Source organism: Gordonia sp. McavH-238-E (assembly GCF_022348225.1).
Lineage (GTDB): Bacteria > Actinomycetota > Actinomycetes > Mycobacteriales > Mycobacteriaceae > Gordonia > Gordonia terrae.
Genome location: NZ_JAKRFE010000001.1, coordinates 234,539 through 250,638, shown reverse-complemented (window position 1 = coordinate 250,638; position 16,100 = coordinate 234,539). Strand labels below are relative to the sequence as shown.

Here is a 16,100-nt window from a genome sequence, read left to right as displayed (position 1 = left end):
GACGAACCGTCAATCACCCCGTCGTGACGCTCGAACTGCCGCTGAGTCTCTCGTCGGCCCGGTAGCAGACGCAGCGCCCCGGGAGAGTCATCCGGCCCTTTCGTTCCGTGATACCTCAGGGCGACCGCAGCATCTCCGAGGGCGATCCAGTACAGATGATTGCCATCCGCTCCCTTGCTCGCGAGCCCGCGACGTACAGGACACTGCGCAGCTTCTTTGTCTCCCGCTCGCGCGCCTCACCCTTCAACCGGGCGACATATTTCGGTGGAAACTCCGTAGCACCGGTTCGGGCGAGGATGACGCCGCGAAATTCCAGCCCCTTCGCACGATGCATGGTCATCACGCGGACCACGTCGCCCAGCTTCTCCTCGCGTGTATCCGCCCCTACGACGGCATTGTCGACGCCGGCCTCGCGAAGCGCTTGCGCGATGTCCTCGACATGGCGTGTCTCGTAAGCGAAGACTGCGATGCCTGCGGGCTTCATCCCGTCGGCATTCCAGCGCTTGATGACACTCACGATTCCGTCGTTCTCGTCGGTGACGCCGGCGAAGGCGAGAGTCTCCGGCTCTGGGCCGCCGAACACCGACCGTGCGCCGTCGAGCGTCTCGGCGTCGTTGTCGAGATCGTCTACTTGCGGGTCAGCCACTTTCAGTGTCCACCGCAAGATCTCCCGACTCGTACGGTAGTTGATCGTCAACCGGCGCGACCTTCCGCGGGTCTCGACTCCGTACCGCGACAGGGGTGTGGGCCGTCCATAGATTCGCTGATGCGCGTCACCGACGATGAACAGATCGTCGGTGTCGGGGGCGATGAGGGCCCGCAGCATCTTCCAATGGGCAGGGTGAAGATCCTGCGCCTCATCAACCACCGCATGCCGGTACCCAAACATGTTCCGTAGGTTCGTATCCGAGTCGAGCGCGGCCGCGGCCCGAGCGGCCAACTCGGTGAATGTGATCAGACCTTCAGCGCGCATGAGCCTCCGGAACTGCTCTACCGCCAGCCAGACATCGGCCCGCTGGAGCCGGCTCAGCCTTTGCGAGCGGCCGCTGCGCGGAACCCGCAGATAGTCCTTCTCCTCTTGAATTGCGTTGCCGAGCACGACCAACGACCATTCGTCCGCCAAGAAGGCCGCGTCCCAGTCACCCGAGGAGACCTGGGCGGCGCCTTTCCAGAGGTCGATTACCCGACGATCGGTGTCGTGGACGAACGTCGATCCGTGCACCAAACCGCGCCCAGAATCGGTCGCGGCAACGACTGATCGCGCCAGGGAGTCAACATTCTGCACGTCGACTTTCTTGAGGATGGGTGGCCCGGCGAGCTCGACGACCTGCGCTTCGATCGCCTTGGCCAGGTTCTTGGTGAAAGTCGTCAGCAGTACCTTCGACGTCGACTCCGCCTTTTCCAGTCGTTCGGCGAGATGGCGGGCGCGATGGACGGCGGTCACGGTCTTTCCCGTACCTGCACCCCCGGTCACGCGGAACGGGCCGTTCCACCCGTCGTGGTAGGCAAGCTTCCGCTGAAGCGGGTGAAGCCACACACGCCATTTCGCGAAATCGCCTTCCAGAACCGCCCGTAGTTCGTCCTCGTTGTCGGCGGCCGCAGCCGTGAAATTGAGCCTCGATATCGGCCGCTGAAGAGCCTTCTCGACGTCGTCCACATCGATCGGTCCGGTCTCGTCGATGCCGTAATCACGCCAGACCTCGTCGGGGCTCTTTCCGAATGCCAGGTCGAGGACGGCGCTGCCCTGAGTGGCCGGAAGCGCTCCGGCGATGGAAAGAAAGGCATCCTCCCCAGTGACCTTGGTCAGACGCTCAGCGACCTCCGACGCCACCCCGAACCGTTCCAGGTCCAGTTGCCGAACGGTGCTCGGCAGATACGGTCTCGACTCGGTCGAGGTCGCGATGTCGGCGTTGTCGAGCGCCGTCTGCAGCGCGAGCGGTTGATACAGCTCTGCGGCGCCCGTCTTCGCATTGACTTCGAGACGCAGTGAGTTGGCGAACGTGTAGGCATCGTCGTGCTTCTTGACTGCAATCAGCGACAACAGCTCGGTGTCGCCGGCCGACCCAGACGTGACGAGAACGGCGCGATAGTTGTCGGTCACCCGTGCCGTACGTACGTAGCTGGGTGCGCCCTGCGGATGCTTGAGATCGAGGCCGGGCGAGTCGGGTTCTCGTTGGAGTCGCACCATGAAGTTCAGGACCCGATTGCGGATACTGCCGTCCAGTCGGTCGTAGGAGTCCTCGAACTGCTGATGCATCAGAACCTGGGTGTTCGTCATCGTGCCCCCTTTGAGATCGCTGCGTCGATCTGCGTCGCGAGTTCTTGCGCGTCGTTGTCACCACGGAGCCGCGCGACCGTCCAACCACTCTTCTCCAGCCATACGTCACGCTCTGGTTCGGAGTCGACAACGACCGCCACCAGGTCGTCTTCCCATGCCAACTCCACCTGCCACACCGAGTCGACGGGCCCGACCTCGAACCCGGGTTCCGGTGCTTCGACACCGTTCTTCGCGAGCGTCCGGATGAGCTCGGCCAGGACCGGATCCGTGTACTTGTCGACGAGTTGCCATTCCGCGGACATCTCGAAAGCGATGTCTACCCGGTCTCCGGCTCTATCCGCCAAGGGAATGGGCTGAGCCAGGAACTCACCGATGGTTCGGTTCGTCCAGATCGCCGCCATGCGTCGAGGCATGACTGCGCCGAACCGGGGAGTGTCGACGAACTGGAGGACATTCGACCACCTCAACCAGTCGCGCCACCGCGTCTCATGGACCGGACCGCCGACCTCGTTGTCGGAGTCGTCGAGGACGGTGAGCACTCCCAGTGTGGCCTCGAAATCGGAGGGGTCGGCGCATACCCACACCGGCAGGCCGCTCCAGCCGAAACGCGGCACCACCATGACGGAGCCACCGTCCCCAGACGTTGCGGCTCCGCCCGCGAGCGAGGCCAGCATGTCACCGAGTCGGGATCCGTCCGTGTGTAGTGGCACAGTGTCGCCGTGCCGAGGGGAGGGTGCGACAAGAGCGAGAACGGTCGCGGCGGCCCCTTCACCCCAGACATCCGCGTCCGGGTCGCAGAGATACTCCACGAGGAAGTCAATGGGATTGGCCCACATGTGCCGCACGCGCGCATCTGTCACCATCTCGGCCGCCGCGTTCTTCACGTGCTGATGCAGCATCTCGGTGGTCGTGACCTTGGCCGAGGTGCTCTCGAACGCCGAAACGTCATCCCAACTGATCGACCAGACGCGATTGTCCGCGCGCCGAAGCGCATCCCGCTTCACCGCATCATCGGCGGTGCGATTGTGCTCCACGCTCGCGTGAAACTGCTTGCCGTCCAGATAGATCGCCACGTCGGCGGTTTGCGCATCGACGCGGGTGAGGAGGAAGTCGGGTTCGGTCGCCGTGCCGAGTTCCTTGACCTGGACCAGCGGGCGCATGCGCCAGCGACGCACCTGGCCGTCCGGTCCGGGCAACCGGATGTCGAGCTCTTGCCCTCGTGTCCCCATGGACACCTCGAAGGATGCACCGTCATGGTGCTCGAGGTGTGCCTTCAGTGCCTCCCGGAACCTGATCTCGAGCTCGCTGAGCTGGACGGAGCCGATGTCGACTCCCGTCACGGAGTCGATGGTCTCGACATCCCAGGCCGACAGGAACTCCTCGATCAGCTGTAAAGCGTTATCCCGGGTCGCATTCGGCATCTCGCGAGGTGAGAGCACTCCATACAGGCACCGATGGCACGCCGCTCGTTCTTCGGTTCGGCATGGGCATGCCGCCAGCGCGTCGCGCGCCAGGGTGAGGATGTGTCGCAAGCGTTCTGGTTCACCGAATCGGTCGAGGTACCCGGTGCCACCGGGCACGGTGTCATGCAGGACGAGGAAGCGTCGCACAGCGCCGGACGTGTCGGACATACTCGACGCGACCACCGACAGGTGCTGCGGGTCTCCCCCGAAGTCCTTGCGGAGCCCGAGCAGAAGCGCGCCCTTGAACGAGGTCAACGTTCCCTCGAAATGCAGCAACGAGACCGGCAGCAGCAGCCGAACCGCCTGGGTCCGCAATTCATGCGCAAGGAGCAGACGCGACCACTTCGGATCGGTGCCGCGGCGGGTGGCACAGAAACCCCTGTGCCGAACCTCGTCCAAGGCCGACGCCCGCTTGGCGACAACGCCACAATGTGCGCAGGTCATGAAGCCCGGCGCGTTGCGCTTCTCGCCGGCGATCGAGAGTTCCTCTCCAGGAGCGTCCCCGAATCCGGTGTTGATCGATCGGACGAGCGCGGTTCGGGCGTATTCCGCCCCGAAAGCCTTCTCTTTCAGACACCATGCCCTGCCGATGTCCGCGGGTTCGATGTCGACTCCGGTGATGGTCCCGAAGAAGGTGCGTGTCCGGTCTTCGGCGTCTTCGTCGATGAGCACGTCGTCGAGTCGGTGGACGGCCGAGACCTTGCGCAGTTCGAGGACGTCATGCACGGAACCCGAATCGGCGACCGCCGACGAATGGCATCGCGGGCAGGATGCAACTGGCGCGGGATCGGTGGCCCCCCAGCCGCAAGCAGGGCATAGACGCGTCGCCCGCCAGTGCGGACGTGACGACGGTCCGATGTCGACTGCGTCGATCTCCACCCGTTTGCCGCCCGCATAGAAGTAGGCGCCCGGAGCCAGTTCGGTGAGGGCAGTTGAGCTACCCCGCTGGTAGCTGAGGTCCAGTGCTTCTGTCTGAGGTCGTCCACCCGGTGTGGTTCCCGTCGTCCACCACAGGTGCACGTCCAGCGTGGTCGAGTCGTCCAGGAGGTTGTAGTTGGGCAGCAGTCCCACGCCGGACAGTCCGGTCAATGTCTCGAGCTTTCCACGCTCGTAACGCTGATCGCTCAGTGCCTTGAACTCTCCCGCACAGCGCTTCCGGTCCTCCTGCTCCTTTTCGTCGAGATGCCCATGCTTGTCGATCTGATCGATGGTGGCCGCCAGTTCGTTGAGACGAGTTCGGATCTCGACGCTCTCCTGCTCCCATCGTGCGGCTGCGATGGCCACCACTTCGCGAATGCCATCGGATGCAAAGTGCCTGAGTCCCGCGCTTGACTCGTCACCGAGACGCGCGCCGAAGAGCGCCAGGAACTCGTCTGTGAGATCTGGAGCATTCGTGATGCACCAGTCGACCACCGAACGAAGCCATTGCCCCTCCGTCATACCGTTCTCCAGGCACTCGGAGAGTCTCGTCGGCATGGGCTGCGGGATCCGGCCGATGCCACCCGACAGGCGGTCGAGGCAGAAGGCCAAATACTGACGTTGAAGTAGCTCTGTGGCATCCAGGTACGCGCCCGGCGGGAGGACCTCGCCGGCGATCAGGTGCTCGGGTTCGGCGAAGAAGTAGAGATCACGAGGCGATGTGGGGACGGCGGCCATGACGAATGCGTTGCCGGTCGAGCGCCCGGCACGCCCGACACGCTGAAGGTAGTTCGCGGTGGATCGCGGCAACGACGCCAGAGCAACAGTGCTGAGATCGCCGATGTCGATACCCAGTTCGAGGGTCGGGGTGCAGGCGAGGATGTTCGGGTCGGACGCAGAACCACCGATCTTGAAGCGCGTCTCGACCTCCTCCCGGTCGGCGCGACTGAGCAGACCGGTGTGTTCGGCGCTCACAATCCGCCTGATCCGACCACTGCGGTACATGCTGCGGTAGAAGTTCGACGGTTCGACCTCTCGGATCGTCAGTCGGCCAACGCATCTCATCCGCGGGCACGGAGCGTCTTCCCAAAGATGGGTACGAGATCCCGACGACGGTTGCACGTGGTGACAGACGGGACAGTCGAGCCGCGCCACGTCGTCCGGGTCGAGCAGGATAGATGTCGACCGCAACCCGTAGATCTGAGAACCCCGTTCACCGGTCCGTCGTTCGAGTGGACCGTCAGCGGCGGCAAGTTGCTCCACCACATCGACAAGCAAAGCTCTCGCTTCTCCCGGGGCGACCTCCAGACAGCGTCTGGTCCAGTCCGTCAACCAGGATTCGCCTTTCGGAGAAAGGGATTGGAAGTCTGTGTCGCCCGCGGCCCCTGTGGTGTAGAACGACGGCGCAGGACGCCCGCGAGGGAACTTCGGCATACCGTCCGGGCTTCCGCCCCAGATGGACCACCGTTTCCCTTCCTCATTGATGTAGGTAGCGAGCCATGGGTGAACGATCCCACCGTTGACCCTCAGATGATCGAGAAGCCCGAGCATCCAGACCTCGTAAAGTGCTGGCGACTTGGCCTCGAGGAGGCTCAGCTGCGGCAGGTTTTGATGTGTCTCACGGGCGCGTGTGGCGAAGTCCGTCAGATCGACGTCGATGTCGACCGACAACGCTGCGGTGAGCTCGAGAGTGCGCCCTGTCCGCGCGCCCAGGCCGACCTCGAGTTGGCTCTGGAAGGCCAACCGTGTCGTGAGCAACCCGCGAAGTCGCCCGCCAGAATCGTGGTCGAGCCAGTCGGCATCGGCAGCCAGGCGGCGGACGAAGTCCGGCGGGGCTATTGAGTACAGGTCGCCGGTCGATGTACCGGTAGCCAGACGCTCGGTCGCCGAGGGAAGGTCTGTTTGCTTGCCGCCCACCGCGCGGAACAGAGCTGACCGGAAGTTGAACGCGAAGGCGCGTCCTTCGATGAAGGCCGCGCGGTGTGCGGCGTCCTGCACGGAGTCCGTGAAGACCAGGGTCTTCTTCTCGTCGTCGGCCAGTACATTCGACCCGAACTCGGTGGTCAACCCGACGCTCAGGAGCGTGGCGACACTGGAGCCCATGTAGCGGATGGCATTTCGAGCGCCGCAAGACGGGCACACTTCGTTCGACGCATCCTCATCGTCGGTGGAGATCAGGACCGGAATGGTCGCCGGCCCGGCCGTGGTGGAAATCTCCAGCGTCTCCGCATCGAGGTGATGTGCACCGTCCTCCCCGGAGTCGGCGACGAGCACCGCGCGGGTCTTTGCGCGTGTGTGTGGGCGCGCACTGTTACGCCACACCGTGGTTGCCTCCCCTGACAGGCTGTCGCCGAGCTCGCTGGTCGCGGCCATCCAGCCGGCTCGTCCGCACACCCGGCAGAATGCCGCAGGAAGTTGACGTGGCCCCTCCCCCGGTCCGTCGTGCCACCAGTGAAATTCGGGCTCGGCTGCGACGCCCCGCATCATTCGGCTGACTTCTCGAACCCACAGCTGTACTTGGACGTTGACCAGCGGGCCGATTCTTCCAGAGTCGTCCCGCAATCGGGCCACCGACAGCAGTGCGAGGAAACGAAGCAGTGCTTCTTGGACCTCGCCGGGATGTGTCGAATTGTGCACACCCCACGGGAGAACGCCTGCCTGTGCCACCTCCGTCACGGCGTCCGAGATCGACCGAGGATTGCCACCGAGTACGTCGATCACGACCCGGGTGAGGAAGTGCCGCTGAAGGCCTTTGCCGATCTCGACCGGGTCGGTAAGGGCTGATTGTCCTGAGCTTCTACCGCCGGTGCCGAGGATCGCGGCGGCCAGAGGTGCCCAGGTGTCCGGTTCGGACGATCGAGGGATCGGGGTGCGGAGGATGTCGTCGACCGTCGGGATCTCCAGAGCGAAGTCCACATCTCGCACGACATCGGACGCGGCGAGTGCAAACTCTGTGACCAAGGCTTCTGGTTCGAACGGAGTTCCGAAGACTGTCTCGGCGAACTCACGCAACTCGGTGGTCCGCGACCCGCCGCCCAGCGTCGCCGATGTCGCGACCGGCGTAACACGTCCCAGCGGTCCCGCCTCTCCCGCCACATTGATCTTTGCTCCGAGCCGGCGGATGAGCATCGCGACGTCGGTGCCCTGAGCGCCGTCGTAGGTGTGGAACTCGTCCAGGACCAGATACTGCAACGATGTTGCGGCGTTCGACCACAACGGAGTGTCGGCCGAGCGCAGTAGCAGGAGGTCAAGCATGCGGTAGTTGGTCATGAGGATGTCTGGAGGCGTCTGCCTCAACGTGTCGCGATGATCAGTCAACGCGTAGCGGCTGGACTGACGACGCTTGCCTTCTCCGCCGATGTACACGCCCGCGGTGACGTCCTTCAGTCTCGGGTCGTCGTGGATGTACTCGGCCAGCCTGCGGGCCTGGTCCGTGACGAGAGCATTCATCGGGTACAGGACGATCGCCTTGATGCCCTCCTCTCCCCGAGCGGAGGCACGCTGAGCGTGGTCGAGGAGCGGAAGCAGGAACGACTCCGTTTTCCCCGACCCCGTACCGGTCGTGACGATTGTCGGCTGCGCCGGCTTTCCGTTGGTCGATAGTCGCTGAAACGCCTCGGCCTGATGCTGGAACGGACGAAACCCGCTGGGTAGCCACTCCAATGGCGACACCCATCCTTGGCCGACGGATTGGTAGGGCGTCCGGATTTTCAGGTACGGGCCACGAAAGATCCCCGTCTGCGGATCCGCCAGGAACGCTCTCAATGAGCGCTGGGTCGCCGGATCGGACAACGCGAAGGTTGTGGACAGGTACTCGATGATCGAGTCACGTGTCTCCCGAGCCAGCAGCGAGGGGAAGGTCGGTTGGGGGCTCGTCACGTGGCGGCCAGCCTATGTTCGAATTCCGCGTATGCAGCACGCATCTCCGCCTCACGGTCAGGCTTGTAGAACCAAGGTTCGTCGTGTTCCGCGTCGGGAGCGAAAGGGGTGTAACGATCGAGAAGGTCACCGCAGTCGTCGCCGATCATCCACGCCTGCAATAATTTGTAGTCGTCCTTTCGCTGTCGGACACCGTGCGCGTGATGATCCTTGGCGATCCTTCGTCCGTTGGCATCGAAGTACATCTCGTACTCGTACTTGCGAAGAGTCGGAAACTGCGCCCTGAACATCAACCCGAGGTGATCCGCAGTGAGTCCAAGCATCAGCGCCGCAAGAGCGTCAATCTCCACAAGCGCGGCTCTTCGCTCAAAATCGGTCCGAAGCGGAGTACGCATACTCCAGCTCCGTTCACAAACCGCGAGCATGCCGGGACCGGTGAGACAAGGCGCAAAAGACGGAGTCCAAGCATCATCCGCGAAACGCTTGAGGTACTGGCCCTCCCACAATGGCGCATAGTCGCGGGTGAGGCAGTTCAGGCGCAGTGTGCGTTGGAGCAGGTACGGCCAAGCAGGGTTGTCAACAGGAGCTGGGAGACGATCGATCAGGTCCGCGTGCACGTCGGCCTTACCACTGACCTTTACGAGGTAATCGAACGGAATCGAAGCCCACAAGCCCGCAACGAGCACGGTATTGAGCATGTCCTTTGGCTGAACAGACAGACTACCGCCACTAGAAGGGGTCGGGGAGGCGCATACCGTGCAGGAGTGCACGGTATCCACATGCGCTAATCCAGGGGGGACTAGAGCAGCCTCAAAAGTCCTATACGTCGAAGAATCCACACGCCGTCGCCACGCAATTCGCCAGTAATCAGTCGCCAACATCCCATCCCATCGAGGAATTCCTGCATCGTACTTATCCCGGCTGCAGGCGCGTTGATAGTTGGTGCGAGGAATAACAGATTGTGGCAGCGCTTCAAGATTCCAAGCTGTGTAGTCGTTCTTGCTCTGGCAAAACTCATTCGGCTCTTTGGCGAATGGCGTGGCCACCGTAAAGTGCGGCCCCTGGTAAATGACTTCGGACCACGAGGCCGGGTACTGCGTGCGCCACTCTATGCGGCGATCATTCTTTGCCTTCTTTTCATCCCAAACTAGCGTCCACCTATATCCGAGGTCTGCCAGCCTCGTTGGCTGAGTAGACAGAATAGAGAGAATCTCTAAATGCTCCTTCGTTAGGGGACGAAACAGGCGCGCTTCGGCCGCCGACGTGCCGACAGGGTCGAATAGCTCGGCGCACTGCTGGAGTACCGATAAATCGATACGTAAAACCCTGGAACTATGTGGACGAAGATCGCGCTCGCCCCAAGCGTACGAGATCCCCGGAATTTCGCCTGAATATTCTTGGGTAGCGTAGCTTCCGTTCAACGTATCTACCGACTGTAGGTTCGTCACCATATCGAATCCGACGCTTTCTCGCGCCGATTTCTGATAGAAATGGAGGCCAAACGCCTGCGAAGGACTTTCGACTCCGTCAAACCAACGATTCGCCTCGATGAAATTGAAGTATTTTACCTGCCATTTGAACGCCTCCGCCCTGAGGCGGCCCGCCTTGGGATCAACGAAATGGCCTTCTGGGTGGATCAGACCGGCCACGCCACCTACACCCGCGTTCCACCAAACCTGTTCCATGAAGTTGGTGTAAAGGTTTACCTTTAGACCGACCAGCCTAGGATGCTCAACCGCCGATCCCAGGTGTTCGACTGTCCCCGCCCAGCCGGAGAGGTCTCCCAGATACCGGCCGAGGGCTGGAGCCTGTTCGAGAATCGAGCGCCGGCGTGTGCTGAATTCAGTCGTTGGGATCTTCTCCTGCAAGGCGAACGAAGGCTCGAACTCGGCGAGTGTAACGTCGTCCTTCCACGATGGCCGCACCCAAGGCGGATTGCCTACCTGAAGATCGAATCCGCCGCGTTTGAACACCGACGCAAAGTCCAATTCCCAGTGGAAGAACCCCTGTTCCTGCCCGATCGTCCGAGCTATTCCCAGCCATCGGTGGCGCATCAGTAGATCAGGGATCGAGCGCATCCCCGAGAACTCCCGATCCTGATCATCGATCAGGGCGAGCTCATCGAAGCCCTCTGCGAGATCTTGAAAAGACGTCTGGTCCTTGTCGACCTTCTTGACTCCCGCCGCACCGAGTAATTCTTCGAGAGTAACGATCCATTCGTCGAGATTGGGTGGTTCCGGGGGGCCTTCGCCGGAATCCTCTACCGATCCCGTTAGCGGCCAGAACCAGAGTGCGCACCAGGCATCCATGGCCAGACGCAGACGTTCATAAGGCCCCTCCGGATCGTGCAGGTCTCCTTCGACCCGAGCCCGGTCTACTGCGTCGTCTACTGCAGGAAGGTTGGCACCCCACACATCAATCTGACGCGAGATCTGCTGCTCGCTGATCTCCAGGCGCCTGAGGACCAAGGACCAGAGCCGCTCCACGCGGGTGGCCAGTGCCTTAAGGCGGTCGAGCTGCTTCGCGCTCGGCCTCTTGGTGACACTCTTTCGCCATTCGCGAAGCGCGGACGCTTGGTCGGGTGCCAACTCCTTGGCCTGCTTGGCGTCAGCGACGGCTGCCCAGCCATCGGTCGGCAACAGGAAGTGGTGGATCTCGCCGTCACCGATCGCCCCCTCGGCCAGAGGACGATCCGTGGGAGATGTCTTGAGCCAGTTCTTCTTGGCACGTCCGAGCGAGGTGAAGTCATATGTCGCTCGGCGGGCTCCGATCAAAGAGTTGCCACGCCGTAGGTGCAGGCCGAACCACGGCGCCTGGAGACCGGAATGCATCACGTTGAGCCACAACGAGACCTCGGCCAACTCCACTGCCGTCGAGTTGAGGTCGACGCCATAGGTCCGGTGTAACGCAAGGTAAGCCTTGACCTTCTGGAACTCGGTCGTATAGGCCTCTGGCTTGATCCGCTGTTTCAGTTCGTCCTGCCGCCGGCTCAGGTACTTGGCCGCCAGTTGGTTGATGGCCTCGTTCAAGAAGGCGCCGCTGCCGAGTGCGGGCTCACAGATCCGGTACTCGAGGATATCCGCCGCGGCGGTCTCGTCGGTGATCAACTCGGCCAACGCGTACTTCACCACGCACTTGGTCAGAACCTCCGGCGTGTAGTACGAGGCGCTTCGCTGCCGGTCGCGCCCTGACAACCGGAACACAAAGCTGCCCTTCGCGTGTCGGACGATATCCTTGCGGCCGGTCAGGCGATCTTCGCGCCAGACGATGTCCTTCTCGTCGTAGTCGTGTGATCGTGTAGACGGCACCAGCCAAGAACCTCTGTCGGCGTCCCCGTCTTTGGCGACCTCGACCACGTCGTCGGAGGCGATCAACCCGGAGTACGACATCAGACCCTCGTATACAGCCCCGAGCTGGTTGATGCCGAGTTGCGCGTACGAGATGTATCCGCGCTGCCGGTTCTTCCTCTTGGAAGGCTTAGAGAGGAGTAGTAGGTTCAGCACCTCTTGCAATACGCGATTGCTGAGGCGCATACCCTCGCCATCAATCAGCGGGGTCTTCTGCGGATCGAACAGGTCCGAGCGCAGCGGCTCGAACACCATCGCGTCGGTGTCTTCCCTACCCGGGTTATGGCCCGTGTTCACCAGGCGGAAGAGCCGATCGAGGGACTCATGGAGATGGTGCCCATCGGCGGATCGTCCCGTCAGGGGCACCTGGACGAGCTCGCGCAACCGATCCAGGCCGTAACCCGACTCGTACTCAGGGGTCCCGACCGGCAACACACCCAGCTCTGGTCGTGCTTCGGCAAAGAGCAGAAACAGGATTCGGTAGAGAAACCGAAGTGACTGCGTCGTGAGGTCACGGGGTAGTTCCGGAATCCCGTCCACCGACAGGCCTGCCTCACGCCGGCGGGTGAGGACCTCGTTGGCGATCTTCTCGATCGAGATGCGAAGTCCCTCGCGAAGATCTTCGCTCACGCCGACAGCGTGCTTCTCCGAATCCTCCGTGTAGTGATCTAGCTCGGTCTTTCCGTCCTCATCGGGCAACAACGCGTCCGACGACCACAGTCCTGCGTGGTAGGCGAGTTCGCCCGCCGCCTTCTCGTCCCGTCGATCGAGAGCGGTCGCCAAGTCAAATGCCAGATAACGTCCTTCCGCCCAGCGCGCGACGTCGGTGAGGAGTAGCGTGCCCCCAGCAATGACCAGCAGATAGCGTGGCGGGTCGTCGGTGACGAAGAGTTGAGTGATCGCGTCGGTGACCGAGTCCACCGGATCGGTTCTCTCGCTGCTGACGTGCACACGGAGAGGTTCGATCAGCTCCGCGTCCCCGCCAAAGAGTCCGTCGGTACTTTCGACCGGGACGGCCTGCAGGATGTGCAGGGCATCGGTACTGGTTGCGCTGGCAAAGCGCCCCAGCAACGGCACATCGATCGTGGTCTCGGCTTGCGCGGTCTCGAGGACTGTCGGGACTGCCTCGAATCCGACGGCGGTCAAGAGTTCGATGTGCAGTTCGGTCACCCTGCGGACATAGTCGGCCGATGCCGGCGACGGCAGGTCGCCAAGGGCGGTCAGATACCGGCCCGAAAGCGAGGTGAGGCCACGCAGCGGGGTCTTCTTGTCCCGGTCCGCGAGTTCCTTCCACCGTCGCGAATGCTCCTTGAGCTTGGCGGGGAACACCTCGGCGAGCCAATGCTCAGAGAGGAAGTCGTTGACGTTTTGGATCGAGTCAAACATCGGTCAGACTCCCTTCCTGGGGATGACGACACCCACGACGCGGACGAACGGATCGCCGGACGCGGCCAGCGAGTTGATGATCTCGCTCCAGTCGCCCGCCGTCTTCTGGACCTCGAGTCGAGAGTTCTTTCGGCTGCCGGCGGCGGTGGTGATCGTCAACGCAGTCTGCTCCCAGGTCTCGAGACTCGTCCGATAGCGTTCGACTCGGTCGAGTAGGTCGGCTTCGAACTCGTCACGTCGTTCGCGTAAGTGGGCAAGAGCGGCGTCCACGGCAGCGGGTACGTAGTGCCGGAGACGCTCGATGTCGGCATCGCCGATGCCCGTGTTCGTTGCGCCCTCCCGGAGCCCCGCTCCGTCGACAATGTCGTCGAACGAATGCACCTCAGGTGTGTCGGGCAGTCCGCGAACCGCACCCCAGTGGGCGATCGATGGACTTCCGGCATCGTTGGACCACACCGCCTGGGTGAGGAAGTACGGTTCGTCGACGGCACCACTGACGACGGGAATCTCGTTCCGTCCGAATCTGCCGACCGCCCGGTCACCTGCCCAGTCGAGCACCGGATGAATGGGCGCGAGGAAGTGGACGTCCGGCCACGAGGTCTTCTCGGCCTCCTGAGCGCGGGTGAGGCGTTCTTGCGCGAAGCCTCTGCTGCCGGAGAGACGGAGCCGCCGTTCGATACCCTGCTCCTCCCGATAGTCCGCGGGTAGGTCGCGGAACCTTGTCACCAGGTCGTCCGGAGGATCGAAGGCGATCAGGTCCGTGTCTTCGTCGCGATGGAAATCGAAGTCGGCGCTCTGCGTTCCGGCAGCGATGTCGGTGAGTTCGTCGAAGAGGTAGTTGTCGTCGTCATCGAAGAACGACAGTCTCTCGGCGGTCTCCGGTGCGGGATCCGACCTGTGTTCACCACCCGAGACCATCAGCGCCGCAAACGGATTCAGCTTGGCCGGGGTGACTTCTGGGGTGATCGCGTCGAGGTCCTGACCGGCACTGATCGCCTTCATCACCGTGTCCTCTTCGATTCGAGCATCGTGCACGTCGAGCAGGACACCGGCGTCGCCGAGTGCTCGGTTGGCCTCGTCCTCCTTCTTGAGGAGCTTGGTGACGACATTCATGTCATCGGTCACGTCGGCGGTCGTCGTGAGTGCCAGCGCGGTGATCTGGGGAGAGTGCATCTGGCCGTACCGGTCGATTCGGCCATTGCGCTGTTGGATCCGGATGAACGACCACGGCAGGTCGTAATGGACCAGCTGATGGCACTCCTTGTGCAAATTTAGCCCTTCGGACGCCATGTCCGAGGCGATCAGGACCCGAAGGTTGGATGTGCTTTGTCCGAAGCCTTCGACGATTGCCTGGATCTTCTCGTCCGAGAGACCTGCATGCATCACCTCGACGGCGTGGAGACCGTTGACCGCCTTGCCGGACAGCTTGAGTCGTTTGGTGATCTCGTCGTGGAGCCACCCGAGCGTGTCGATGCGTTCGGAGAAGACGACCACACGGGTGTCCGAGTCCTTGCCTACACCGATGGCCCGCAGGTGCTCGATCAACGCCGTGAGCTTGGCAGGCACGCCCGCTTCGGCTGCGGCAGCGTGTTCGTCGAGTCGACGGAGCGCCTGCGCCTCGCGACCCAAATCATCGTCCACGTTGCGTAATCGCCGCTCGATACTCGACCGAAGTGCTGTCGGGGACGAGAGGAATGCCTTGTACAGCGTCCACGGGAACAGCTGCCGACCCTGGCCCCTGACGACGTGCGGTCCCGTGGGGTGCAGCCAGACATCCTCGAGTTCGCGCAGGACATCGAGTTCCGCGGGCGTCGGTTTCACACCGATGATGTTCGGTTGCTTGCGTTCTTTCCACTTGTGCGCGACATCCAGTTTGACGTCGGGCGAATTGCGATGCCGACGGACGTAGAGATGTTCGATGTCGTTGGCCGTGTAGTCGGCGGCGTCCGCGATAGCAGTTGGGTCCAGGAGATTCACGAGTTCCGCAAAGGACTCTTGCTTGCCGTTATGTGGTGTGGCGCTTGCAAGGATGAGTGCGTCTGTCTGCGAGGCGAGCAACCTGGCCAGTTCGTTGTTCTGTGTGCCCCGGTTGATGAGGTTGTGGCACTCATCGATGACGACTGCATCCCAGTGCTGATTCTTGAGGTGGTGCTTGTAGCGGGCCGGGTTCTTGAGCGTGTCAATGGAGACGATGACCCGCTTGTAGTAGCTGAACGGATTGCGAGAGGCGGGTAGTTCGCGTTTGACCTTCTGGATGCCCGCCGAGTCGAGTCGGATCAGCGGGATTGCGAATCGGGTCCAGAGTTCTTGCTGGAACTGTTCGAGGACAGCACGTGGGGTGACCACGAGTATGCGCTCGCCTCGTCCACGACGGATCAACTCAGACAACAGGATTCCGATCTCCAGCGTCTTGCCCAGGCCTACAGCATCGCCGATGAGGATTCGCGGTCGGAGGTTCTGCAGAGCCTGCGCGGCCGGTCGGAGCTGGTAGTCCATCCGGTCTAGGAGGGCTCGGTGCCCGACGGTGATCCGGGTGTCCGCTGTGGGGACCGGGCTGCCGCGGCGGACGGACTCCAACCACAACCTCGTCCGGCGAAAGCCAGGCGACGTATCCGCGACGAGACGACCGTCCTTCGGATCCAGCCGGTCGATGCTGTCGAGTTCGGGATGGTCGAAGAAGACCGCATCCTGATCGCGGACCAGCTCGCTGACACCGGTCACTTCCACGCGGGTACCGTCGAACTCGGTCGCTCGCACCGCGCGAACGAGCCACTCTTCGTCACGAACGATCACTCTCTCGCCCGCGGCAATGTCTGCCACCGTCGTGCC

4 protein-coding genes are annotated in these 16,100 nt (G+C 62.6%); all 4 read right to left on the bottom strand.

Features of this window, described 5'->3' with window-relative positions:
• Window positions 1–115: 115 nt before the first annotated feature.
• The 4 genes from MHN80_RS01055 to MHN80_RS01040 are packed head-to-tail and all read right to left on the bottom strand — an operon-like array spanning window position 116 to window position 15,998.
• A complete protein-coding gene (locus MHN80_RS01055) occupies window positions 116–2,278 on the bottom strand; it encodes a UvrD-helicase domain-containing protein (protein WP_239398834.1) in 2,163 nt (720 codons plus the stop codon).
• The gene (locus MHN80_RS01050) at window positions 2,275–8,538 is read right to left on the bottom strand and encodes a DEAD/DEAH box helicase (protein ID WP_239398832.1); all 6,264 of its coding nucleotides are present in this window, start codon (window positions 8,536–8,538) and stop codon (window positions 2,275–2,277) included. Before MHN80_RS01050 ends, MHN80_RS01055 begins: the two co-directional genes overlap by 4 nt.
• Complete coding sequence (locus MHN80_RS01045; protein ID WP_239398830.1) at window positions 8,535–13,271, bottom strand: Eco57I restriction-modification methylase domain-containing protein; 4,737 nt, start codon at window positions 13,269–13,271, stop codon at window positions 8,535–8,537. The genes MHN80_RS01050 and MHN80_RS01045 overlap by 4 nt, the downstream gene beginning before the upstream one ends.
• A gap of 3 nt (window positions 13,272–13,274) precedes the next feature.
• Window positions 13,275–15,998 (bottom strand): DEAD/DEAH box helicase, encoded by a 2,724-nt coding sequence (locus MHN80_RS01040; RefSeq protein WP_239398829.1) that lies wholly within the window; start codon window positions 15,996–15,998, stop codon window positions 13,275–13,277.
• Between the last annotated feature and the right edge of the window lie 102 nt (window positions 15,999–16,100).